Annotated in this window: 20 protein-coding genes and 1 pseudogene; 8 read left to right on the top strand and 13 right to left on the bottom strand. The window is 68.7% G+C overall.

What is annotated here, in order from left to right; genetic code table 11:
* Nucleotides 1-84: 84 nt before the first annotated feature.
* The 4 genes and pseudogenes from ABY44_RS26595 to ABY44_RS26580 all read left to right on the top strand — a co-directional run bounded on the left by ABY44_RS26595 (nt 85) and on the right by ABY44_RS26580 (nt 6,770).
* Nucleotides 85-609 (top strand): metal-dependent hydrolase, encoded by a 525-nt coding sequence (locus ABY44_RS26595; RefSeq protein WP_027791377.1) that lies wholly within the window; start codon nt 85-87, stop codon nt 607-609.
* 221 nt (nt 610-830) lie between these two features.
* Nucleotides 831-4,841 (top strand): annotated as a pseudogene (locus ABY44_RS26590) (DEAD/DEAH box helicase); the annotation flags it as partial.
* Complete coding sequence (locus ABY44_RS26585; protein WP_431642664.1) at nt 4,836-5,360, top strand: Lhr family helicase; 525 nt, start codon at nt 4,836-4,838, stop codon at nt 5,358-5,360. The pseudogene ABY44_RS26590 and the gene ABY44_RS26585, both read left to right, overlap by 6 nt.
* A 135-nt stretch (nt 5,361-5,495) precedes the next feature.
* A complete protein-coding gene (locus tag ABY44_RS26580) occupies nt 5,496-6,770 on the top strand; it encodes an APC family permease (RefSeq protein WP_431642654.1) in 1,275 nt (424 codons plus the stop codon).
* A 159-nt stretch (nt 6,771-6,929) separates the two neighbouring features.
* Here the strand turns inward: ABY44_RS26580 and ABY44_RS26575 are convergent, their stop codons facing one another.
* The 4 genes from ABY44_RS26575 to ABY44_RS26560 form a co-directional block, all read right to left on the bottom strand.
* The gene (locus ABY44_RS26575; RefSeq protein WP_027791374.1) at nt 6,930-7,226 is read right to left on the bottom strand and encodes an XRE family transcriptional regulator; all 297 of its coding nucleotides are present in this window, start codon (nt 7,224-7,226) and stop codon (nt 6,930-6,932) included.
* Nucleotides 7,227-7,299: 73 nt separating this feature from the next.
* Nucleotides 7,300-7,659 (bottom strand): type II toxin-antitoxin system RelE/ParE family toxin, encoded by a 360-nt coding sequence (locus tag ABY44_RS26570; protein WP_060171258.1) that lies wholly within the window; start codon nt 7,657-7,659, stop codon nt 7,300-7,302.
* Between the two features lie 128 nt (nt 7,660-7,787).
* Nucleotides 7,788-8,774 carry a pca operon transcription factor PcaQ gene (gene pcaQ / locus ABY44_RS26565; RefSeq protein WP_060171144.1) on the bottom strand — a complete coding sequence of 329 codons (987 nt, stop codon included), beginning with the start codon at nt 8,772-8,774 and terminating at the stop codon, nt 7,788-7,790.
* A gap of 77 nt (nt 8,775-8,851) precedes the next feature.
* Nucleotides 8,852-9,589 carry a helix-turn-helix domain-containing protein gene (locus tag ABY44_RS26560; RefSeq protein WP_060171146.1) on the bottom strand — a complete coding sequence of 246 codons (738 nt, stop codon included), beginning with the start codon at nt 9,587-9,589 and terminating at the stop codon, nt 8,852-8,854.
* 120 nt (nt 9,590-9,709) lie between these two features.
* Between ABY44_RS26560 and ABY44_RS26555 the strand changes: the two genes are divergently transcribed.
* The 3 genes from ABY44_RS26555 (at nt 9,710) to pcaG (ending at nt 11,855) form a co-directional block, all read left to right on the top strand.
* Complete coding sequence (locus ABY44_RS26555) at nt 9,710-10,276, top strand: YiiX/YebB-like N1pC/P60 family cysteine hydrolase (protein WP_060171148.1); 567 nt, start codon at nt 9,710-9,712, stop codon at nt 10,274-10,276.
* Between the two features lie 274 nt (nt 10,277-10,550).
* A complete protein-coding gene (gene pcaH, locus ABY44_RS26550) occupies nt 10,551-11,258 on the top strand; it encodes a protocatechuate 3,4-dioxygenase subunit beta (RefSeq protein ID WP_059683235.1) in 708 nt (235 codons plus the stop codon).
* A gap of 3 nt (nt 11,259-11,261) precedes the next feature.
* Nucleotides 11,262-11,855, top strand: coding sequence for a protocatechuate 3,4-dioxygenase subunit alpha (pcaG, locus tag ABY44_RS26545; RefSeq protein WP_059683233.1), 594 nt, complete (start codon nt 11,262-11,264; stop codon nt 11,853-11,855).
* Nucleotides 11,856-12,322: 467 nt separating this feature from the next.
* On the opposite strand, the gene ABY44_RS26540 is transcribed toward pcaG, so the two are convergent.
* Nucleotides 12,323-13,102, bottom strand: coding sequence for an AraC family transcriptional regulator (locus tag ABY44_RS26540; protein WP_060171150.1), 780 nt, complete (start codon nt 13,100-13,102; stop codon nt 12,323-12,325).
* Between the two features lie 143 nt (nt 13,103-13,245).
* On the opposite strand from ABY44_RS26540, the gene ABY44_RS26535 reads away from it, so the two are divergent.
* Nucleotides 13,246-14,025, top strand: a complete 780-nt coding sequence (locus tag ABY44_RS26535) for an alpha/beta fold hydrolase (RefSeq protein ID WP_059492357.1) — start codon at nt 13,246-13,248, stop codon at nt 14,023-14,025.
* A gap of 35 nt (nt 14,026-14,060) precedes the next feature.
* Here the strand turns inward: ABY44_RS26535 and ABY44_RS26530 are convergent, their stop codons facing one another.
* The 8 genes from ABY44_RS26530 to ABY44_RS26495 all read right to left on the bottom strand — a co-directional run bounded on the left by ABY44_RS26530 (nt 14,061) and on the right by ABY44_RS26495 (nt 23,443).
* Nucleotides 14,061-14,888: a M55 family metallopeptidase gene (locus ABY44_RS26530; RefSeq protein WP_060171151.1), complete on the bottom strand. Its 828-nt coding sequence runs from the start codon at nt 14,886-14,888 to the stop codon at nt 14,061-14,063.
* On the bottom strand, nt 14,885-15,967 hold the full coding sequence (locus tag ABY44_RS26525; RefSeq protein ID WP_060171153.1) for a P1 family peptidase: 1,083 nt from the start codon (nt 15,965-15,967) through the stop codon (nt 14,885-14,887). The genes ABY44_RS26530 and ABY44_RS26525 overlap by 4 nt, the downstream gene beginning before the upstream one ends.
* The gene (gsiD, locus tag ABY44_RS26520; protein ID WP_021156639.1) at nt 15,967-16,860 is read right to left on the bottom strand and encodes a glutathione ABC transporter permease GsiD; all 894 of its coding nucleotides are present in this window, start codon (nt 16,858-16,860) and stop codon (nt 15,967-15,969) included. The genes ABY44_RS26525 and gsiD overlap by 1 nt, the downstream gene beginning before the upstream one ends.
* Before the next feature lie 7 nt (nt 16,861-16,867).
* Nucleotides 16,868-17,788, bottom strand: coding sequence for a glutathione ABC transporter permease GsiC (gsiC, locus tag ABY44_RS26515; RefSeq protein WP_042972832.1), 921 nt, complete (start codon nt 17,786-17,788; stop codon nt 16,868-16,870).
* Nucleotides 17,789-17,867: 79 nt separating this feature from the next.
* A complete protein-coding gene (gsiB, locus tag ABY44_RS26510) occupies nt 17,868-19,430 on the bottom strand; it encodes a glutathione ABC transporter substrate-binding protein GsiB (RefSeq protein ID WP_027791363.1) in 1,563 nt (520 codons plus the stop codon).
* 127 nt (nt 19,431-19,557) lie between these two features.
* The gene (locus ABY44_RS26505; RefSeq protein ID WP_027791362.1) at nt 19,558-21,471 is read right to left on the bottom strand and encodes a dipeptide ABC transporter ATP-binding protein; all 1,914 of its coding nucleotides are present in this window, start codon (nt 21,469-21,471) and stop codon (nt 19,558-19,560) included.
* A gap of 29 nt (nt 21,472-21,500) precedes the next feature.
* Nucleotides 21,501-22,502 (bottom strand): isoaspartyl peptidase/L-asparaginase family protein, encoded by a 1,002-nt coding sequence (locus ABY44_RS26500; RefSeq protein WP_060171155.1) that lies wholly within the window; start codon nt 22,500-22,502, stop codon nt 21,501-21,503.
* Nucleotides 22,499-23,443 carry a MurR/RpiR family transcriptional regulator gene (locus tag ABY44_RS26495; protein WP_027791360.1) on the bottom strand — a complete coding sequence of 315 codons (945 nt, stop codon included), beginning with the start codon at nt 23,441-23,443 and terminating at the stop codon, nt 22,499-22,501. The genes ABY44_RS26500 and ABY44_RS26495 overlap by 4 nt, the downstream gene beginning before the upstream one ends.
* Between the last annotated feature and the right edge of the window lie 227 nt (nt 23,444-23,670).

The raw sequence follows: 23,670 nt of genomic DNA, 5'->3' as shown, positions 1-23,670 counted from the left end.
CGATCTGCGAAGATAGCGCCCCGCTTTCACACCGCATCACTGGTTCGTTCACGCGCCGCCTCACGTTTCTTCGTCTCGCTTCCTATGGCATCACACAACGCGCATCATGCGTCCGGCTTCGCGGCCGGCGTCGCCGCCGCCGCCCTCGTCGCACAAACCGGCGCCACGGGCCCGTGGCATTCGGGCATGTTCGCCGCATTCGCGGCGGGCGTCGCGGGCGGTACCGCGCCCGACTGGCTCGAAGTCGCATGGTGGCGCCGCAAGCGCCGCCTGTGGGTCACGCATCGAACCATCACGCACTGGGGCATCGGCTGGATCGCCCTGCTCGCGCTCGGCTGGCACGGGCTCATCCATCATCCGCATCCGCTGTGGGCCGCGCCGCTGTTCGGCTTCGCATGCGGCGGCGTGATGCACCTGCTCGCCGACTGGCCGAACCCGCTCGGCGTACCGTGGATCTGGCGGCGTCATTCACTCAACCTGTGGAACAGCGGGCGTTGCGACCTGATCGTCGTGGGCGCCGCATGGGGCGGCACGCTGTGGCTCGCGCAGTCGTTGTGCTCGCGTACGCCGCTGCTCGAACACTGGCTCGGCTGGCTGCATCGCGTCTAGTTGCAATTCGGCGCAATTTGATGCGATTCGGCGTGCTATCGGCACGCCGGCGCGCATGCAACTTTCCGTCCATTGAAAGTACGGTGCAGGCCCCCATTTGAGTCCCGTTCGCCGACACGCGCACCCGGCACGCACGCGCGACGTCTGGCACACTGACGATTCGATTCGTGCGCGCCTTGCGCACGCTTTGCGCCCTGCTTGCACCCTATTTCAACGCTCCGATGGACGTCACCGCTACCCGCCCTGCCGCCCGTGCGCTCGACGTGTTCCACCCGGCCGTCGCCGCGTGGTTCCGGCGCACGTTCGCCGCGCCCACCGGCGCGCAGGCGCTCGCGTGGCCGCACATCAAGGCCGGCCGTTCGACGCTCGTCGCCGCGCCCACCGGCTCCGGCAAGACGCTCACCGCGTTCCTGTGCGCGCTTGACGATCTGGTGCGCGATGCGCTCGCGCATGACGGCACGCTGCCCGACGCGACGCTCGTCGTGTACGTGTCGCCGCTGAAGGCGCTGTCCAACGACATCCACGTGAACCTCGATGCGCCGCTCGCCGGCATCGCCGATTCGCTCGCGCAACTCGGCCTGCCGGTGCCGGTGATCCGCACCGCCGTGCGCACCGGCGACACGACGCAGGCCGAGCGCGCGGCGCTGCGCAAGCGCGCGCCGCACATCCTCGTCACGACACCCGAGTCGCTGTACGTGCTGCTGTCGTCCACGTCGGGGCGGCAGATGCTATCGAACGTGCGCTCGGTCATCGTCGACGAGATCCACGCACTCGCATCGTCCAAGCGCGGCAGCCATCTCGCGTTGTCGCTCGAACGTCTCGACGCGCTGGCCGGCCGTGCGCTGCCGCGTATCGGGCTCTCCGCCACGCAAAAGCCGATCGACGCGGTCGCGCGCTTCCTCGTCGGCGGCCCGGCCGACGCGCCGCGCGATTGCACGATCGTCGACACGGGCCACACACGCGAGCGCGATCTCGCGCTCGAACTGCCGAACGTGCCGCTCGAACCCGTGATGGCCACCGACGTGTGGGAACAGGTGTACGACCGCATTGCCGGCCTCGCGGCCGCGCACCGCACGACGCTGGTGTTCGTCAACACGCGGCGCACCGCCGAGCGCATGGCGCGCCATCTCGCCGACCGGCTCGGCAAGGATGCGATCGCCGCGCATCACGGCAGTCTCGCGAAGGAGCACCGCTTCGACGCCGAACAGCGGCTGAAGCGCGGCGAACTGAAGCTGCTCGTCGCCACCGCATCGCTCGAACTCGGCATCGATATCGGCGACGTCGATCTGGTCTGCCAGGTCGGCTCGCCGCGCGGCATCGCGCCGTTCCTGCAGCGCGTCGGCCGCTCCGGACACCATGTCGGCGGCGTGCCGAAGGGGCGCCTGTTCCCGCTGTCGCGCGACGAGCTCGTCGAATGCGCGGCCCTGCTCGATTGCGTGCAACGCGGCGAGCTCGACGCGCTGCGGATTCCCGAAGCGCCGCTCGACGTGCTCGCGCAGCAGATCGTCGCCGAAGTGGCGTGCACGGAATGGCAGGAAGACGCGCTGTATGCGAGCTTCACGCGCGCGGCGCCGTACGCGCGGCTGACACGCGAGCGCTTCGACGAAGTGATGAAGATGCTCGCCGAAGGCTTCACGAGCCGGCGCGGCGTGCGCGGCGCGTACCTGCATCGCGACGTGGTCGGCGGCACCGTGCGCGGGCGCCGCAACGCGATGATGACCGCGACCACGTCGGGCGGCACGATCCCCGACATGGCCGACTACGCGGTGCTGCTCGAACCGCAGGGCATCCAGGTCGGCACGGTCAACGAGGATTTCGCGATCGAGAGCCTCGCGGGCGACGTGTTCCAGCTCGGCAACCAGTCGTACCGGATCATTCGCGTGGAAACGGGCCGCGTGCGTGTCGAGGACGCGCAGGGCCAGTCGCCGAACATTCCGTTCTGGCTCGGCGAGGCGCCGGGGCGCAGCGACGAGCTGTCGGCGGCGGTCGGCCGGCTGCGCGCGCGGCTCGACGGGCTATTCGCGGACGGCGACCGGCTCGCACATGGCAAGAACCGTGAACGCATCGGTGAAGGGACTGGCGGGAAGCCCGTGCCCCGGACCGACGCCAAAGCGGGCGCGAAGGCGAAATCGAAGGCCGGGATCGAAGCCGATACCGACGCCTCGACCGGCTTGCGGCATGACACCGTCGTCGTCGCCACCGCCGAAAACCGCCTCGCGCCGGCGTTGCGCTGGCTCGTCGACGATCTCCGCCTGTCGCCCGACGCCGCCCGCCAGATCGTCGACTACCTCGCCCGCACCCGCGCCGCGCTCGGCGCGCTGCCGACGCAGGACACGCTCGTGATGGAACGCTTCTTCGACGAATCGGGCGGCACGCAGCTCGTGATCCATTCGCCGTTCGGCAGCCGCATCAACCGCGCATGGGGGCTCGCACTGCGCAAGCGCTTCTGCCGCAGCTTCAACTTCGAGTTGCAGGCGGCCGCGACCGACGACGCGATCATCCTGTCGCTGTCGCTCGCGCACAGCTTCGCGCTCGACGAAGTGTGGCGTTACCTGCGTTCGGCCAGCGCCGAACACGTCCTCGTTCAGGCACTCCTCGACGCGCCGATGTTCGGCGTGCGCTGGCGCTGGAACGCGACGACGGCCCTCGCGCTGCCGCGCTTCACCGGCGGCAAGCGCACCGCGCCGCAACTGCAGCGGATGAAGAGCGAGGATCTGCTCGCGACCGTGTTTCCCGATCAGGTCGCCTGCCTCGAGAACATCGTCGGCGAACGCGAGATACCGCATCACCCGCTCGTCGACCAGACGCTCGACGACTGCCTGCACGACGCAATGGACACCGATGGCTGGCTCGCCCTGCTGCGCCGGATCGAGAGCGGTGCGATCGAGCTGATCGCGCGCGACCTGCCCGCGCCGTCGCCGCTCGCGGCCGAGATCCTGAACGCGAAACCGTATGCGTTCCTCGACGACGCGCCGCTGGAAGAGCGCCGCACGCAGGCCGTACAGTCGCGCCGCTGGAGCGACCCTGAATCGGCCGACGATCTCGGCGCGCTCGACGCCGACGCGATCGATGCCGTGCGCGACGAGGCCTGGCCGCTCGTGCGCGACGCCGACGAAATGCACGACGCGCTGCTCACGCTCGCATGCATCGCCGACAGCGAAGCACACGCGCACGAAGGCTGGCCCGACCGGCTCGCGGAACTTGCCGAACGCCGCCGCGCGACGAAACTCGTGACGCCCGGCGGCGGCGCCCTGTGGGTGCCGGTCGAACGGCTCGTGTGCCTGCGTGCGCTGCATCCCGATGCCCGCATCGCGCCGGTGCTCAAGGTGCCGGCTGCCTGCGCGCAGCCGTGGGAAGCGGATGCCGCACTCGTCGACGTGATCCGCGCGCGGCTCACCGGTTTCGGCCCGCTTGCACTCGACGCGATCGCGACACCGCTCGGCCTGCCGCCTGCGTCGGTCGCGACGGCGCTCGCGGCGCTGGAGCGCGAAGGTTATGTGATGCGTGGCCGGTTCACACCGGGCACGACGACCGACGAATGGTGCGAACGCCATTTGCTTGCACGCATTCATCGCTACACGGTGAAACGGCTGCGCCGCGAAATCGAGCCGGTGGAGCGTGCCGACTTCATGCGCTTCCTGTTCCACTGGCAACACCTGACACCCGACACGCGCGGTACGGGCCGCGACGCGCTCGCTGCCGTCGTCGAACAACTCGAAGGCTTCGAGGCCGCGGCGAGCGCATGGGAAGACGCGCTGCTGCCCGCGCGCCTCACCGACTACACGGCGGGCGGGCTCGACGAGCTGTGCCGCTCCGGCAAGCTCGTGTGGACGCGCATCGGCGCGCCGGCCCGCGCAGCCGGCACGCCCGTTAAGACGACACCGATCGTGCTGCTGCCGCGCCGCCACCTCTCTGCCTGGCAGGCGCTGCGCGATCCCGACGCGCAACCGGCGCTGTCCGCACGGGCTGCCCAGGTGCGCGACACCCTCGCCGCGCACGGCGCGATGTTCTTCGATGCGCTGCTCGACGACCTGCACATGCTGCCCGTCGAACTCGAACAGGCGCTCGGCGAACTCGTTTCGGCCGGCCTCGTGAATGCGGACAGCTACGCGGGCCTCCGCGCACTGCTGAAGCCTGCCGTCAAGCGCAGCGCGACCTATGCGCCGCGCACGCGGCGCGGCGGTGCGTTGATCGGCGGAATGGACGACGCCGGCCGCTGGGCGCTCGTGCAACGTGCTTCGGCACCGACTGACACGCCAACGCCGGCACCGAAGCGCGGTGCGCCCGCGACCGATCCCGACGCACTCGAACACATCGTCTGGACGCTGCTGCGCCGCTATGGCGTCGTGTTCTGGCGGTTGCTCGAACGCGAAGCCGACTGGCTGCCGAACTGGCGCGAGCTCGTGCGCGTGCTGCAACGCCTCGAAGCGCGCGGCGAAATTCGCGGCGGACGCTTCGTCGCCGGGCTCGCGGGCGAACAGTTCGCGCTGCCTGAAGCGATCCCGGTCCTGCGCGAACTGCGGCGGCAACCGGGCGACGGACAGTACGTTTGCGTGACGGGCGCCGATCCGCTGAATCTTGCCGGCACGCTGCTGCCAGGCGACAAGGTGCCGGCCCTCGCGGGAAATCGCGTGCTGTTCCGCGACGGCGTGCCCGTCGCCTCGCTGGTTTCCGGGGCGTTCCACTACGCCCCCGAACTGTCGCCCGCCGCGCGCGAGGATGCGCGCCTGCGGCTCGCGCGCAGCCACTGACATCGGCTGACACGCGGCACCACACCGACTACTGATCGCGGGGCCGCGCGACCGCCTGCCTTCGGGTAGCATCGAACGACTTTCCGCGCGGACGCCCGCGCTCCAGCACAACAAGATTTCCGGAGACTGCTGTCCATGCCCTCGCATGCCGACTCGTCCGCCGCACATCACGCGGGCTCGCTGACCATTTTCCAGGGCGCCGCGCTTTATATCGGCGCGGTGCTCGGCACCGGCGTGATCGCGCTGCCCGCGCTGGCCGCCGAGGTCGCGGGCCCGGCATCCCTGCTCGCGTGGGCCGCGCTGGTCGTGTTGTCCGGGCCGCTCGCGGCCACCTTCGCCGCACTCGGCGCGCGTTATCCCGATGCAGGCGGGGTCTCGACCTACGCCCGGTGCGCATTCGGGCCGAAAGCCGCGGCGGTCGTCGGATGGTGCTTCTACTTCGCGGTCCCGGCCGGCGCGCCGGCTGCCGCGATGTTCGCCGGCGCATACGTCGCGGCCGTGACGGGCGGCGGGCACACGACCGTCATCGTTACCGCTGCCGCGCTGATCGCGACCGTGTCGGCCGCGAATGCTTTCGGTGTCACCGTTTCGGGCCGCATGCAGCTCGTGTTGTCGGCGTTGCTCGTCACGCTGCTGCTCGCGGCGGTGCTCGCCTCCGCGCCGCATGCGCGCACGGCGAACCTGCATCCGTTCGCCCCGCACGGCTGGCTCGCGGTCGGCCAGGCCGCCGCGCTGCTCGTGTGGAGTTTCGCCGGCTGGGAAGCGATCACGCACCTCGCGGCCGAGTTCCGACGGCCCGCACACGACATGCCGCGCTCGGCCGGGATCGCCGTCGTGGTGGTCGGGTTCCTGTATCTGTCGGTCGCCGCCGCGAGCGTGACGGTGCTCGGGCCTTCCGCGGGCGCTTCGGGGGCACCGCTCGCCGAACTGATCGCTGGCGGCATCGGCGGTCATGCCCAGGTGCTCGCCGCCGCGGCCGCGCTGCTGCTCACGCTCGGCACGATGAACGCGTATTTCGCAGGCGCGGCCAAGCTCGGTGCGGCGCTCGGTCGCGACGGTGCATTACCCGCGTGGCTCGCGCAAGGCAGCCAGGTCGGCGGCGTCCCGCGCCGCAGCCTCGGCGTGATCGCCACGCTCGCAGCCGTTGCGCTGGCCGCGACGACGCTCTCGGACGTCGGGCCGAAACCGCTCGTGCTCGTGACGTCCGGATGTTTCGTGATGGTGTATGGGCTCGGTGCGGCCGCCGCGCTGAAGTTGCTGCCGCGCGGCGGCATCGCTTACCGCTGTGCGTGGGTTTCGCTGGTCGCGGTTGCCGGGCTGTTCCTGACGACCGGCTGGGCCATCCTGTGCCCGCTGCTGCTCGCGGGCGGTGCGCTGCTCTATCTGCGGGTGACCGGACCGCGCCAGTGACCCGGCATGTGCGCGCGGGCCGGCACTCGCCGGCTTGCGGCAACACGCCGGCGAATCATGGCCGACCCGCCGACCGGAGGGCCGGCCACTGCGCCGTGCGCATCGTGCGCATCACGCATATGGGCGCGAACCCGGCCATACGCCGCTGCTTCACGCTCGTCAGGCCGGCACCAGCTCGAAGCTGAGCCGTTTGCCGAGCGCGGCGGCCGCGCTCGCGAGCGTCGCGAGCGTGAGGCTCGTGTCGGTTTCGTCGAGCAGCCGGTTGAGCGCGGCGCGGCTGGTTTTCATCCGCGCGGCCATCGCGGTTTTCGTGATGTGCTGCGCCTTCATTTCCTGCCCGATCTGCCACGCGATCACGCGCTTGATCGCGGTGGCGGTGGCCGCTTCGAGATTGCCGTCCTCCTCGAGGAAGGTATCGAAATCGCTGCCGATATGCGGATGGTTCGTGGTCGTCATGAGGTACTCCAGTGCATGGCGTTGCCGGCTGCCTGCCCGTCGAAGGCGGTGCGTTCCGGCGCAACCGGGAAATTCAGATGGCATGCGTCAACGCTTTGAGACGCGCGACGGTGACATCGAGATCGTCCGACGGCGTGGCCCGCGACTGCTTGAAAAAGCCGTGCAGCAGGACCATCGTGTCGCCGACGACCGTAAACAGCACACGGGCGCTCCGCCCCGGCAGCGCCACGCGGATCTCCCACAGATCCGGTGCCATCTTCCAGACCAGCGGCATGCCGAGCGGCCAGCCGAGTTGAACGGTCTTGATCTCCTCGCCGATCACCCTTCGCTCCGCTTGCCCAAGCGACTTCAGCCATTCGCGCACCGGCTCGTTGCCACGAGCCGTCTGGAAGAACCGCACGCCGAGCGTGACCTGGATCTGCTGTCTCGTCATCGTCTTGACACCCATCGTACCAAAATCGGTACGATAAGCCAAGCACCACCGGGACAGCTACTGGCCGGACGGCCAATTCGATAGCCGGGGACGGCTCGGTCCGCGCATCCCGCGCGATCTGCCCCGGGTTATTCGTCGCGACGAGCCCGCTTGCGCGCCGCGCGTGGCGACTGGTGCGCTCGCGCATCGCCGAACCGCGACCGCGCGATGTCGCGCACGGCATCGATCAGCGTCCGCGCGACCGGCGACGGCTGCGCATCGGTACGCAGGATGAGCCCGACCGGCTCGTCGGTGCCCGCGGACGGCAGCGGCAGGCGTGCCAGCGCCCCGGCCGACAGGTCGTATTCGGCCGCATAGAGCGGCACGAACCAGACCGCATCGTTCTCGAGCGTCAGCGCGCGCGCGACCGATACCGACAGCACCTCGATGAACGAATCCAGCGGCGGCGCGCCGCAGGCGCCGAGCAACTGCTCGGCCGACTGGCGGATCAGCGTGCCGAACGGCGGCAGCACGACCGGATGGCGTGCGAGCTCGGCCGCCGGTGCCGCGCTTGAAAGCAGCGGATGCCCGGCACGCACGACCGCAACCAGCGGCTCGTTGTACAACTGCTCGAACGCGAGCCCGATCATCCGCTCCGGCTCCGACAGCCGCCCGATCGCGCACTCGATCGCGCCGGACTTCAGGCGCTCGAGCAGATCGGCATTCGCGGCCGTCGTGATCCGCACGACGACGCGCGGCCAGCGCGCGGCGAGCGCCTTCATCAACGCAGGCGCGAGCGATGCCGCGACCGTCGGCAGCATGCCGATTTCCAGCGTCGCCGCGGCGGCTCCGCCCTCACGCGCAAGCAGCCCGACACCCTGCCGCAGCGCCAGCACGCACGCGTTCGCATGCGGCATGAACAGCTGCGCCTCGCGGGTCGGCTGCGCGCCCTGCCGGCCGCGCTCGAACAGCTTCACGCCGAGGATCGCCTCCAGTTCGGCGATCGTCTTCGAGACGGCCGGCTGCGTGATCGACAGGCTTTCCGCCGCCTTCTGCACGCCGCCCAGCTGCGCGACCGCGAGAAAGCACTGCAGGTGCCGGAACTTGACGCGGCCGTCGGCGATACGGTTATTCATAACGGGTGGTTATGCGATTGACGATGAAACGCCATTTTGCATAACTTTCCGGATCGCCCCAAGCATTCGACGAGGCATCACGCGCGACGCCGCAGGGCCTGGAAACCGGCCGGCTCCCACATCCGCTTCGCGATCAGCAAGCTCGTCCCGTGCTTCTGCGCGAGCGGCGCGGACGACGATTCCGCATGCAGCGCGGCCGCCTTGCTGCGCAGCCGGCGCAACTCCAGCTCGAGCTCCGCGGCGGCAGCCTCCGTCAGCATCCCCTGCGAGAACGTCATCGTCTCGCCCTCCCCGTCGAAGCGGCTGTCGAGAAAATCGCCGAGCGCGTGCGCATGGAAATAGCGGCGGATCGGTCCGCCGGGCAGCCAGTCGAAATCGCGCGCGACGCGTACGCGAATCCGGTCGCCCGGCAGCAGCGCGACGACGTTCATCCGGTCGAGCATCAGCAGGTATTTCACGCACTCGGCCTGGGTCACCTGATAGGTCGACACGATGTCCTGCACGGTCCAGTAGTTGATCGCGCAAACGGCAACGAGCAGCAGCTTGTCGTCCGACACGAGCAGCGCCTCCTGCTGCTCGGTCAGCACGCGCAGCCTCGGCGCCGACGCGGAAGCCTCCTGCACGAGTTCGGCGAGCGTATAGCCGAGCATCTGGGCGATCTCCACAACACGCTCCAGCGTGAAGCGGCCGCTGGCGAACAGCCGCTTCACGCTCGTCTCGGAGACGTCGAGCGCCCGCGCGACGTCGCGGTAGGTCATGCCCTGCGCCTTCAACTGGCGCTTCAGCATTTCGATGAGTTGGGCGGTTTCGGTCATTTTGGTATCGAAAAATGATGCTCAAGGTCAGATATTAGGCTACCTGCACACGCAAATGAACACTTTCGGATACTTGTCTGCATAATCCGCTCCGTGCTGTCACCGAACGACGGAGCCGAAATGACCACCCGAACCGAAACCGCCGCCTACGAATCGCGCCACACCGCCCCGCGCGATGCACGCGACACGGATCGCACGATGCCGCTCGCCACGATCCGCACGCTGGCCGCCAGCGCGCACGTCGGGGATCTCGTGTTCATCCGCGTGCCGGCGAGCGCGCCGCGCGACGCGGCGGGCACGGTGGGCACGTGGGCCAATCGCTTCGGCATCGTCGTCGATACGTCGGGCGACGAGCCCGTGATCGCCGAATCCGGGTTTGCGTGGACGAAACTCACGCCGCTGTCGCGCTTCGTCGCCCGTACCGACGGCGGGCGCATCGCACTGGCACGCCGCGTCGCGGCACCGACCGCCGACGCGCAGCGCCGGGTGCATGCAACGGCGGAACAACGGATCGACGCGCTGCTCGGCAACCGCTTCAACCTGCGGACGCGGCGCGCGTTCTGCGCGGACTACGTGAGCGACGTGCTCGGCGCCGACCGGGACGCGACGCCTGCGGCACTGCTGCGCGGCGGCACGCTGTCACTCGAATTCGACGGGATCGTGTTCGATCCCGGCCGCCAGTCATGACGGGCGCGCTCAGGGAGGCCGGATAACAACAAGAACGAAAACACAAAAAGCAGCGACGGGCTGGCTGGAGGGCCGTGCACGGGGTCGTCACCGACGACGCGAAGCCCGATCGCTTTTTCCGCCGGACAGGCATCCTGTCCGGCGGAATTTTCATTGGCGCGTCGAACATAACGAACGGTTATGTGATTCGCGAAAAAAGGTCATTTTGCATAACTTTCCGGATTGGCTAAAGTCCTGCCATCCACTTCGCGAAATACCTATCAGGAGACGCCCGATGGATTCCCCCACGATCCTCACGCCGCGCGACTGGCCGTCGCATCCGGCCTATATCCACCCCGAGTACCGTTCGTCCGTGAAGCGCGGCCCGACCCGCCCGCTGATCCCGCTGAAGGAAAAACTGCGCGACCAGTACGCGCCCGTCTACGGCGCCGAGGATCTCGGCGCGCTCGACCACGACTTGACGAAGAACGCCGTGAAGAACGGCGAGCCGCTCGGTGAGCGCATGGTCGTCACGGGCCGCGTGCTCGACGAAGGCGGCAAGCCCGTGCGCAACACGCTCGTCGAGGTGTGGCAGGCGAACGCGGCCGGCCGCTACGTGCACAAGGTCGACCAGCACGACGCGCCGCTCGACCCGAACTTCCTCGGCGCGGGCCGCTGCCTGACCGACGACGAAGGCCGCTACCGCTTCCTGACGATCAAGCCCGGCGCGTATCCGTGGGGCAACCATCCGAACGCGTGGCGCCCGAATCACATCCATTTCTCGCTGTTCGGCGATTACTTCGGCTCGCGTCTCGTCACGCAGATGTACTTCCCCGGCGACCCGCTGCTCGCGTACGACCCGATCTTCCAGGGCACGCCCGAGGCCGCGCGCGACCGCCTGATCTCGCGCTTCTCGATGGACATCACCGAAGAAGGCTATGCGCTCGGCTACGAATTCGACATCGTGCTGCGCGGCCGCGACGCTACCCCGATGGAGCGCTGAACCATGACGACGCTGAAGCAAACCCCTTCGCAGACGGTCGGCCCGTACTTCGCGTACGGCCTGTGCCCGCAGCAATACGACTACGACCTGAAGAGCCTGTTCACGCCGACGATCGCCGCGGCACACGCCGAAGGCGAGCACGTGCTGCTGGTCGGCCAGGTGTTCGACGGCGACGGCAACGTCGTTGGCGACGCGGTGCTCGAATTCACGCAGGTGGACGGCGCGGGCCGCTACCCCGCGTCGCGCGACGACATCGCGAAATCCGGCTTCACGGGCTTCGCGCGGGTCGGCACCGGCACCGATGCGCAGCAGCGCTTCGTCGTCGAGACGGTGAAGCCGGGCCGCATCACCGCCGGCGAGGCGCCGCACATCAACGTGACCGTGATGATGCGCGGGATCCTCACCCATGCGTTCACGCGCGTGTATTTCGACGACGAAGCCGCCGCGAACGCCGCCGACCCGGTGCTGAACGCGGTGCCCGCCGAGCGTCGCGCGACGCTCGTCGCGAAACGCGACGCGCAACCGGGCCGCCCGGTCGTCTACCGCTTCGACATCCGCATGCAGGGGCCCGACGAAACGGTGTTCTTCGACGTGTGACGCGCGAGCCGGCGCACGCCGGCTTCGCCCGCTACCGCAAACCGCAACGCCGCGTGGCGCGATACCGACAGGCATCGCGCTACGCGGCGTTTTTCGTGCTGCGGCGCCATCATTTGATGCCGCATCGCAGCACGCCAGGCTGCGGGCATCGATGCCCGGTGCCAGGGGCTGCCGCCCCCGCATCGAACGCGCGATTGAAACGCATGCTGCGACTGCACATGAATCATCGCCCCGGCAGGATATCGTTTGCGCGTTATGCGGCGTATCCTGCGTTATCCGCAACGTTCAAACGGAATTAAATCAGGATCGGCAACAATTACGCATGTCATGCGCGATATCGACCCCACCGGGCCGTGCGCGCATTTTTTCTGACCGAGTGCCTTTAAGCGCGTCTGACCGAAGTTGGCAGACGCGTATTTTTTTGTGGCGACCGGCACATCGGCGTAGTGCGCTCGGACGCCTTCCGGTCAGCGCCGAATCTCCAGATAGCGGCTCGGCGTATCGCCCAGAATGCGGCGAAACGCCGACGTGAACGCGCTGGCGCTCGCGTACCCGAGATCGAGCGCGACGCGCGTGACCGGCTGCCCGTCGCTCAGGCGGGCGATCGCCGCGAGCATGCACACCTGCTGGCGCCATGCGGCAAAACTCACGCCCGTCTGCGCGCGAAACTGCCGCGTGAACGTGCGCCGGCTCACGCCGGCATCGGCGGCCACCTGGTCGAGATCGGCCGCGATCGACGGCGACGCGAGCAGGTGCCGGCACACCTTCGCCAGCCTCGCGTCGGCCGGCAGCGGCGCATGCAGCGACAGGCGCGGCATCGTCGCGATTTCCGCGACCAGCAGCGCCATCAGCTTGCCCGCGCGCCCGTCGACGTCGTACAGGGCCGGCAGGTCGATCGCATCGTCGATCAGTTGCCGCAGCAGCGCCGATACGCCATAGACGCCGCACTGCCCGGGCAGACCCGCCTCGAGCGCGGCGTCGCCGGACACGAACGTGTTGAGCATCGTGACCGGCCCGGTCATCGTCATTTCGTGCCGCACGCCGGCCGGCACCCAGCACGCGCGCTGCGGCGGCACCAGCCAGCGCCCGTGCGGCGTCGACACGCTGATCGTGCCGCGCGACGCGAACGCGAATTGCCCGCGCACGTGCGCGTGTTCCGGAAACGTCGTACCCGCCGCGTAGTCGTTCGCGGTCACGACCACGCTTCGCGGAATGTGTTCGTAGGGATCTAGCAGCGTATTTCTCACGGCCCGAATTCCATCATCAATGACCCGATATCGAAGGCGGGTCTCCTTCGCGCGATCTACGATCCGCTCCACCCCTTGCGCGACCTCGCGGCCGCAAGACCCGTCGGCCTGATCGGCCGGATTACCACTGCATCGGAGCGGACATGCCGAATACGTTTCATCGCGTGGGGGACGGCCCCCACCCTGTTCTTGTACTGCCCGGCTGGTTCGGCGACGCCCACGCGTTCGAACCCGTCGAAGCGTGGCTGTCGCGTGAGCGTTTCAGCTATGTGTTCATGGACTACCGAGGTTACGGCCGCATGCGCGACACAGCCGGCGACTATACGATCGACGAGATCGCCGCCGACGCGCTCGCGCTTGCCGACGCACTCGAATTCCCGACCTTCAGCGTCGTCGGCCACTCGATGGGGGCGATGGCGGCCGAGAAAATCGCCGTCATCGCGCCCGACCGGGTGCGCGCGCTCGTGCCGGTCACGCCCGTGCCTTGCGGCGGCCTGCCGTTCGACGCGGAGAAACGCGCGCTATTCGAGCGGGCCGCCGACCACGTCGCCGATCGCCGGACCATCATCGATCGCAGCACCGGCGGCCGGCTGCCCGCCGCCTGGGTCGCGTGGAAAGCCGCGTATTCGGCAGCCCGTTCGTCGCCGCCGGCGTTCGGCGCGTACTTCCGCGCTTGGGCCGATACGGATTTCAGCCACGAGATCGCCGGCACCCATCCGGTGAAAGTGCTGATCGGCGAGCACGATCCGGCGTTCGACGCGGCGCTGATGGCTCGCACTTACCTGCGGCGCTACCCGCTCGCCACCGTCGACGTATTGCGCAATGCGGGCCACTATCCGATGAACGAGACGCCGCTCGCGCTGGTCGCGGCCATGGAAACGTTCCTGCTTGCCGTGACAGCGAGCCCTGCAGCCGCCCATTGACCGGTCGCACGCCGGCGACATCGCCGCGGCACGCATCACCGCAGCATGAACGACATCGCAGACAGGCTGTTCAACGTGCGCACCACGTGCTCGACCGAAGGCCCGTCGAAGCGCAGCGTCACCGCATCGACGCGCTCCAGCGACGGCAGCACGCAGAACAGGTCGGCCAGCGCCGCCGTCTGCACACGCAACGTGCAGGCGGCCGGCGCGGGCCGACGGGCACCGGCGCGCACGCCTGCCGACAGTGCCTGTACGACCGTCTCGCGCGCAGCGGCTGCGATCCGCGCACACGATGCGGACGGCGTGAGCGTATCGCCGCTCGATGCGCCGCCGGCCGTCTTGACCGTCTCGAAATGCGCATCCGGAAACAGCGGCTGCGTTTCTTCCGCGAACACGTCGTCGCCGGTGGCCAGCGCGACGTGCGCGCCATATTCGCGGGCCAGCGCGCCGTACAGCCCGGCTTCGCCGAGCTCGACGCCGTTCAGCCACACCTGCGTGAACGCGAAGCTGTTGATCGTGTGCGCGAGGATGCCGCGCGTCTGCGATTTCGCGTGATAGCCGATCATGAACACGAGGTCGGGCTGCTGTTCGAGGCCCGCCATCATCCCGAGCGTGCGCGGCTTGCCGAGCACGACACGCGCACGCGCATCGAGCCCGTCGGGCAGCAGGTTGCGGAAACCGCCGTGCGAATCGTTGACCCACACGGCCTGCGCGCCGCCCATGAACGCGCCTTCGATCGCCGCATTCGCCTCGGCGGTCATCCAGCGCCGCGCGCGTTCGTATTCCGGATTGCCGGCACGCGTCTGCTCGGTGGCGAACACGCCGGCGACGCCTTCGATGTCGGTCGAAATCAGGATCTTCATGACTGGGCAATACGTCCTTCGTGACTTTCGTTGAACAGGCGATCGAGATCGGGCACCGCATCGCGCAGCGATTGCCGCACGTGGCCGTCGCGCCCGGCCACCGTCACGGCCTGCAGCAACGCATCGGCGATGGCGTGCTCGACGCTTTCGGCGGCAGCCATGAACAGCGGATCGAGCGCCGCGTCGGCGACGAGGGCCGGCAGCGCGAGGGTCGACGCATCGTGCGCGATCGTATAGGCGGTGGAGAAGGCGAGCGCGATGTCGCCGCTGCCGTGCCCGTAGACCGAGCCCGTGCGGGCCAGCCCCGCGCCCGCACGGCGCGCGAGCCGCGACAGTTGCCGCGCGTCGAGCGGCGCATCGGTGGCCAGCAACAGGATGATCGAGCCCTGCTCGGGTGGCGCCGCGTGCGCGGCCTCGGCCGCCCGCCGTTGCGCGACGATGCGCCCGAGCGGCACGCCGCCGAGCGTCAGCATCGGCAGCCGGCCGAAATTCGCGAGCACGAGCGCGCCGACCGTATAGGGCCGGCCGGCCGCGACCGCAACGCGCGACGCCGAACCGATCCCGCCCTTCAGGTCGAAGCACGACATCCCGCGCCCGGCCCCCACCGCGCCGCGCGCGACGTCACGCGACGCCGCGCGGCACGCGTCGTCGTAATGCGCGGCCGTGACCGCGAATGCCTGGATATCGTTCAGATAGCCGTCGTTGCACTCGAACACGAGCGGGTTGACGGTCGGCCAGTCGCGGCCGATCTGCGGATTCGCCGCGATCGCCGCGCGGATCTGCGCGTGCGCGAGCGCGCCGACGCCGAACGTATTGGTCAACGCGATCGGCGTCTCGAGCGTGCCGAGCTCGTCGACCTGCACGAGCCCGACGCTCTTGCCGAAGCCGTTGATCACGGCGGCCCCCGCCGGCACCTTGCTGCGGTACACGTCGCCCGGATGCGGCTTCACGACGGTCACGCCCGTCTGCACGTTGCCGGCATCGAGCGTGCAATGGCCGACCGTCACGCCCGGCACGTCGGCGATCGTGCCGCGCGGCCCGGCCGGCAGCGTCGCCGGCCACATCGGTGCGATGCGCATCAGCGGCGCTCCAGCTTCGGATCGAGCGCGTCGCGCAGCCCGTCGCCGAGCAGGTTGAACGCGAGCACGGTCAGGAAGATCGCGAGGCTCGGGAAGATCGCGATGTGCGGCGCCGTCACCATGTCCGCGCGCGCCTCGTTGAGCATCGCGCCCCACTCCGGCGTCGGCGGCTGCGCACCGAGCCCGAGGAACGACAGGCTCGCGGCCGTGATGATCGACGTGCCGATCCGCATCGTGAAGTAGACGACGACCGACGACACGGTGCCCGGCAGGATGTGCCGCATGATGATCGTCCAGTCCGATGCGCCGATGCTGCGCGCGGCCTCGACATAGGTCATGTGCTTGAGCATCAGCGTGTTGCCGCGCACGAGCCGCGCGAACGCCGGGATGCTGAAGATCGCGACCGCGCAGATCACGTTGACCATCCCGTTGCCGAGGATCGCGACCACGCCGATCGCGAGCAGGATGCCCGGGAACGCGAACAGCACGTCGGCCACGCGCATCGTGATGCGGTCCCACCAGCCTTCGTAGTAGCCGGCGAGCAGCCCGAAGAACGTGCCGATCACCGCGCCGAGCGCGACGGAGAAGAAGCCGGCCGCGAGCGAGATGCGCGTGCCCGTGATGATCCGGCTGAAGATGTCGCGGCCGAGCGAATCGACGCCGAACCAGTGCACGGCCGACGGCCCCGCGTTCAGGGCGTCGTAGTCGAAATAGTTCTCCGGATCGAACGGCACGACGTGCGGGCCGACGAACGCCAGCACGACGAGCGCCAGCACGAAGCCGCCCGCGACGAGCGCGACGGTCTGCTTGCGGAACTTGCGCCAGAATTCGCGCCACGGCGTGCGGATCGCGGTGGGTGCGGCCGGCGCCGCGGTCTGGACAGTCGCGTTCATGCGCGCCTCACTTGAACCGGATGGTCGGGTTGATGACCGCGTACAGCACGTCGACGGTCAGGTTGATCAGGATGAATTCGAGCGAAAACAGCAACACGATCGCCTGGATCACGGGGTAGTCGCGCATCGTCACGGCATCGACGAGCAGGCGCCCGAGCCCCGGCCAGTTGAACACGACCTCGACGACGATCGAGCCGCCGAGCAGGAAGCCGAACTGCAGCCCCATCATCGTGACGACCGGGATCATCGCGTTGCGCAGGCAGTGCTTGAGCACCACCATCGGCTCGTGCACGCCTTTCGCGCGCGCGGTGCGCACGAAATCCTCGTTCAGCACCTCGACGAACGACGCACGCGTGAAGCGCGCCATCACGGCCGCGACCGCGGCGCCGAGCGTCAGCGACGGCAGCACGTAGCTTCGCCACGAACCGTCCGGCACAACGGGCAGCCAGCCGAGCTTCACCGAGAAAATTTCCATCAGCAGCATGCCGAGCGCGAACGCGGGAAACGAGATGCCCGACACCGCGAGCGTCATGCCGAGGCGGTCCGGCCAGCGGTTGCGCCACACCGCCGACGCGATGCCGATCGCCATGCCGAAGGCCGTCGCCCACGCCATGCTGACGAGCGTCAGCATCAGCGTCGGCATGAAGCGCTCGCCGATCTCGGTCGAAACCGGCCGCTTGCTGCGGGTCGACAGGCCGAAATCGCCGTGCGCGATCTTCACGAAGAAGTTCACGAACTGCGCGGGCAGCGGCTGGTCGAGGCCGAGATCGGTGCGCACCAGCGCGACCGTCGCGTCGTCGGCTTCGGGCCCGGCCGCGAGCCGCGCCGGGTCGCCCGGCAGCAGGTGGACGAACAGGAACACCAGCACCGCGACGATCGCGAGCGTGGGCAGCAGGCCGAACAGGCGTTTGACGAGAAAATTCAGCATGGGGCACCGATCGAATCAGCGTGCCGGCGGCTTGCGCCGCCGGCACCGCGTGGCGGACGAACCGCCGTCATCACCACTGTCATTTCAGCGAGATTTCGTCGAAGTTGAACGAACCGTCCGGCATCACGTACGCACCCTGAAGCCGCTTGCTGCGCGCATACACGATCTTCTCCTGCACGAGGAAGATCCACGGCGCATCGGCCCAGATCTGCTTCTGCGCATCGGCGTAGAGCTCGGCCTTCTTCGTGCGGTCGACCGTCTCCAGTGCCTTCGAGAGATCGCCGTCGACCGTGTCGTTCTTGTAGTAGGCGGTATTCAGGAGCTTCGGCGGCGCCGACGAGCCGGCGAGCAGCGGCGTGATCGCCCAGTTCGCCTCGCCGGTCGACGACGACCAGCCGATGTAGTACATCCGCACCGGCGCCTTCGCCGGATCCGGCGCGCTCTCGACCTTCGCGACGCGCTCGCCGGCTTCCAGCGCCTGCACCTGCACCTTCACGCCGACCTGCGCGAGCTGCTGCTGCACGAACTGGATCGCCTTCTGCGACGTCGAGTTGTTATAGGCGGACCACAGTGTCGTCTCGAAGCCGTTCGGGTAACCGGCCTCCTTCAGCAGCGCGCGCGCCTTCGCCGGATCGTACGGCCACGGGCCCGGCTTCGTCGCGTAGTCGACGCCCTGCGGCACCACGCCGGTGGACGGCGTCGCGAAGCCGGCGAACGCGACTTTCGCGAGCGCTTCCTTGTTCACCGCATAGTTCAGCGCCTGGCGCACCTTCGGGTTGTCGAACGGCTTCTGCTGCAGGTTCAGCGACACGTAGCGCTGCACGATCGACGGCCGCTCCACGACGTCGACCTTCGGGTTGCCCTTCAGGTCGGCAGCCTGCTCGAACGGAATGCGGAACGCGAAATCGGCCTCGCCCGTCTTGATCAGCGCCGCGCGCGTGTTGTTGTCGACCACCGGCTTCCAGTCGATCGCGTCGATCTTCGGGTAGCCCTTCTTCCAGTAGCCGGCGAACTTCTTCACCTTCAGGTCGTCGGTCTGCTTCCATTCGACGAACTCGAACGGCCCCGTGCCGACCGGATGCAGCGCGATGTCGCGGCCCCACTTCTTCAGCGCGGCCGGCGAGATCATCACGGCCGACGGGTGCGCGAGCGTGTTGATCAGCGCGGAGAACGGCTCGCGCAGCGTGATCTTCACCGTGTACGGATCGACCACTTCGGTCTTCTCGATCACGCGGAACATGTTGTAGCGCTTCAGGTGGTTCGCGGGATCGGTCACGCGGTCGAAGTTCGCCTTCACGGCCGCCGCGTTGAAATCGGTGCCGTCGTGGAACTTCACGCCCTGGCGCAGCTTGATCGTGTAAGTCTTCGCATCCGGGCTCGCGTCGTAGCCGGTTGCCAGCACGTTGACGAGCTTCATGTCCTTGTCGAAGCCGAACAGCCCCTGGTAGAACGACTTGACGACGGCCTGCGACACCGTGTCGTTCGCGTCGTACGGGTCCATCGTCGTGAACGTCGAATCCACCGCCATCACCGCGGTCTGCTGCGCGAACGCGGGCACCGCGGCCGACAGCGCGAGCGCGCCGGCACCCGCTGCGAGCAGTGCGCGTGGACGGAACATCGGGAACGAATACGGCTTGTTCATCTTGCTGGGCTCCTGTGGGTGATTCGATAACGCGTGGTGAGAGTCGCGGCGGGACGGCGCCCGCTCGGGGAAAATGCGTCGTTGCCTCGCTCGTGCGCAGCTGCGGTCCATGGCAACCTGCGCGCGTTCAGTACGCGCCGCCGACGCGGTGCGTCGCGACGTAGTGATCGGGGCCGACCGCGACGAGCGGCGCGACGACCGGCTCGTCGCCGGCCGCGCGGATCGGGCTCGGGATTTCGTCCGCCGCGAGCTGGCGCGGGGCGTGCCGGCGCGCGGGGTCGGCCACCGGCACCGCGCTCATCAGCTTCTTCGTGTACGGATGCTGCGGCGCTTCGAACACCGCGCGGCGCGGGCCGATCTCGACGATCTGGCCGAGATACATCACCGCGACGCGATGGCTGATGCGCTCGACGACAGCCATGTCGTGCGAGATGAACAGGTACGCGACGCCGAGTTCGCGCTGCAGGTCGAGCATCAGGTTGACGATCTGCGCCTGCACCGACACGTCGAGCGCCGACACCGATTCGTCGGCGATCACGACCTTCGGGTTCAGCGCGAGCGCACGCGCGATCGCGATCCGCTGGCGCTGGCCGCCCGAGAATTCATGCGGATAACGACGCGCGGCCTCGGGCGGCAGGCCGACCTTGTCGAGCAGCCAGTCGACCCGCGCCTGCGCTTCGCGGCCGCTCGCGACACCGTGCACGAGCAGCGGCTCCATGATCGAGAAACCCACGGTCAGGCGCGGGTTCAGCGATGCGAACGGGTCCTGGAAGATGAACTGGATGTTCCGGCGCAGCGCCTGCAGGTCGGGGCCTTTCAGCGCGCTGATGTCGCGGCCGTCGAACTCGATCGAGCCGCTCTGCGATTCGACGAGGCGCAGCAGCGAGCGGCCGGTGGTCGACTTTCCGCAGCCCGATTCGCCGACCAGCGCGAGCGTCTCGCCCGCGCGCAACTCGAAGCTCACACGCTCGACCGCATGCACGTATTGCGATACGCGGCCGAACACGCCGCTCTTCACCGGGAAGCGCGTCACGAGATCGCGCACGCGCAGGATCGGCGACGCGGATTGATCGAAGCCCCGCTGCGCATCGCTCTTCGCCGCCGGTGCGGGCGCCGGCGATGCCGCCGGTGCTGCCGTGTTTGCACCCTCCACCTTCAGCAGCGGGAATTTCTCGGGCGCGTCGGTGCCCTGCATCGAGCCGAGCTTCGGCACGGCCGCGAGCAACGCACGCGTATAGCGATGCGCGGGCGCCGCGAAGATGCGATCCGATTCGCCCTCCTCGACCTTCTCGCCGCGATACATCACGAGCACGCGGTCGGCCACTTCGGCCACCACGCCCATGTCGTGCGTGATGAAGATCACGCCCATGTTCATTTCGTCCTGCAGCCCGCGCACCAGTTGCAGGATCTGCGCCTGGATCGTCACGTCGAGCGCGGTCGTCGGCTCGTCGGCGATCAGCAGCGCGGGCCGGCACGACAGCGCCATCGCGATCATCACGCGCTGCCGCATCCCGCCCGACAACTGGTGCGGATAGCGCGCGAACACGCGGCGCGCCTCCGGAATGCGCACGAGTTCGAGCAGCCGCAGCGTCTCCGCGCGCGCTTCCGATGCACTCTTCGACTGATGCAGCGCGATCGCCTCGCTGATCTGGTCGCCGACCGTAAACACCGGGTTCAGCGACGTCATCGGCTCCTGGAAGATCATCGCGATGTCCGCGCCGCGAATGCCGCGCATCGTCGCACCGCTTGCCTGCGCAAGATCGACGAGCGCGCCGCCGCGCCGGCGGAACGCGATCCGGCCGTTCGTGATCGCGCCGCCGCCGTGCTCGACGAGCCGCATCAGCGCGAGCGACGTGACCGACTTGCCCGAGCCCGATTCGCCGACGATCGCGAGCGTCTCGCCGCGATCGACGTGAAACGACACGTTGCGCACCGCGTCGAACGTCGCGCCTTCGCGGCGGAACGTGACCGACAGGTCGTCGACGGCCACCACGCGCTGCTCGGGCAGCACCAGGCCGGACGGGTTACGGCTCGAAGTCATCGTGGATTTCCTCTTCGTGCTGGCAGGGATCAGGCCGTGTCGTCGTCGCGGTAGATGCCGACCACCGGCGCTTCACCGACGCGCGCGTAACCGCGATACATCCCTTCGGTGTTGAACGGCATCGCGACGTTGCCCTGCGCGTCGACCGCGATGATCCCGCCGCGGCCCGCGAGGCGCGGCAGCTTGTTCATCACGACGTCGTGCGCGGCATCGGCGAGCGACGCGCCGCGATACGCGATCTGCGCGGCAACGTCATGCGCGGTCGCGAGCCGGATGAACATCTCGCCGGTGCCCGTCGACGACACTGCGCAGGTCGCGTCGTCCGCATAGCAGCCTGCGCCGATGATCGGCGAATCGCCGACGCGCCCCGGCTGCTTGTTCGTGATGCCGCCCGTCGACGTCGCCGCCGCGATGTGACCGTGCCGGTCGCACGCGACCGCGCCGACCGTGCCGTGCTTGCGGTCCGGATCGAGCGGCTCGGCCGGCTGCGGCTGCGACTGTGATTTGCCGAACGCGAACGTCGCCGCGTCATGGTCGAGCATCGCGCCGGCTGCCGTGCGCGCCTTGACCCACTGCGCGTGACGCGCTTCGGTGTCGAAATAGCCGGGCTCCGCGAGTTCGAGCCCCTGTGCGGCCGCGAACGCATCGGCCCCCGCGCCGGCGAACAGCACGTGTTCGCTCGCCTCCATCACGCGCCGCGCGGCGAGCACCGGATTGCGCACGCGCGTCGCGCAGCAGATCGCACCCGCGCCGAGCGTCGCGCCATCCATGACCGCCGCGTCGAGTTCATGCTTGCCTTCGGCCGTATAGACGGCACCGCGCCCGGCGTTGAACAACGGACAGTCCTCGAGCATCCGCACCGCGACGGTGACGGCGTCGAGCGCGCTGCCGCCGTCGGCCAGCACCTGCTGGGCGGCCGTCAGGATCGCGGTCAGCTCGGCACGGTACTGACGTTCGGTATCGGAATCCATCGCATCGCGCAGGATCGTGCCTGCGCCGCCGTGAATCGCAACGATCGCGGGTGAAGTCATGTTTTTTTCGGACGGTGGGAAGAAGGGTTGGCGGCCGGCTGCGTCGCTTGCGGCTGCATGAGCCACGGCAGCAGGAATTCGGTCATCTCGGCGGCGGATTTCGCGGACCGGTGCGTGCGCAGCGCGACCGCGTCGATCAGCGCCTCGATCATCGTGAGCACGGCGGCTTCCGACGTGGCCGCGAAGCGCCGTTCGGCCTTGACGTACAGGTTCAGCGACGCGATCGGCGCCAGCGGCGATTGCGGGCCGTCGGAGATACCGAGTACGCGTGCACCGCGCGCCGCCGCGCGGCGGGCCAGTTCGATCGTGTCCTTCACGTAGCGCGGAAACGCGAGCGCGATCACGAGATCGCGCGAGTCGGCCGTATAGAGCCGCCGTGCCGCGTGCGACGGGCCGCCGAGCAGCGCGAGCGACTGCACGTTGTCGTGGCAGACGGACAGCCCGTGCTCCATCAGCCCGGCGAGGAACGCGCTCGACCCCGCGCCGAGGATCAGCACGCGCCGCGCGCCGACGATCGCCTCGACCGCGGCCTCGACATCGGCCGCGTCCAGTTGCGCGCGCGTGTTCTCGATGTTCGCGACGGCCTGGTCGAATACCGCGTCGATCCATGCGGCACCGCGCACCCCGGACTCCTGCTCCTGCGCGGAACGCAGCCGCTCGACCGGCCCGAGCGTCGCCTCGAAGCCGCGCACGAGCGCCGCGCGCATCGCCGGATAGCCGTCGAAACCGAGCGCCTTCGCGAAACGGTTCGCGGTCGCGATCGACGCATTCACGGCCTGCGCGAGTTCGTCGATGCGCATCGTCGCCGCGCGGAACGGATTCGCGAGCACGAACTCGCCCATGCGCCGGTGGATCGGCGTCATCAACGGCATCGCCGACGCGATCCGTTCGGCGATCGCGGGTTCGTCGTGACTGGCATCGTGCGGAGCGAGAGGCGTCATGCGAAGGGTTGTTGAAAGAATGATGGAAATGAATTTACACAATCCCAATTGCGAAAAGAAATAAATTTTCATCCGGGTTGTGGCGCCCCGTTCCCCCGCCCCGCGATCGCCCGACGCCCGCACAGCCCCGCCGCACGGGCCTTTGGCGCGTGATCGCCGCAGGTCTGCACGTGCGTCGCCTGCGCCTGCCCATGGGGAAAACCCCAAGCAAGTTCGTTCGAATGCAA

The organism is Burkholderia sp. ZZQ-2 (assembly GCF_050768715.1).
Classification (GTDB): Bacteria; Pseudomonadota; Gammaproteobacteria; order Burkholderiales; family Burkholderiaceae; genus Burkholderia; species Burkholderia cepacia.
The sequence above is the reverse complement of the archived record's forward strand: the minus strand, read 5'-3'. Positions and strand labels throughout refer to the sequence as shown.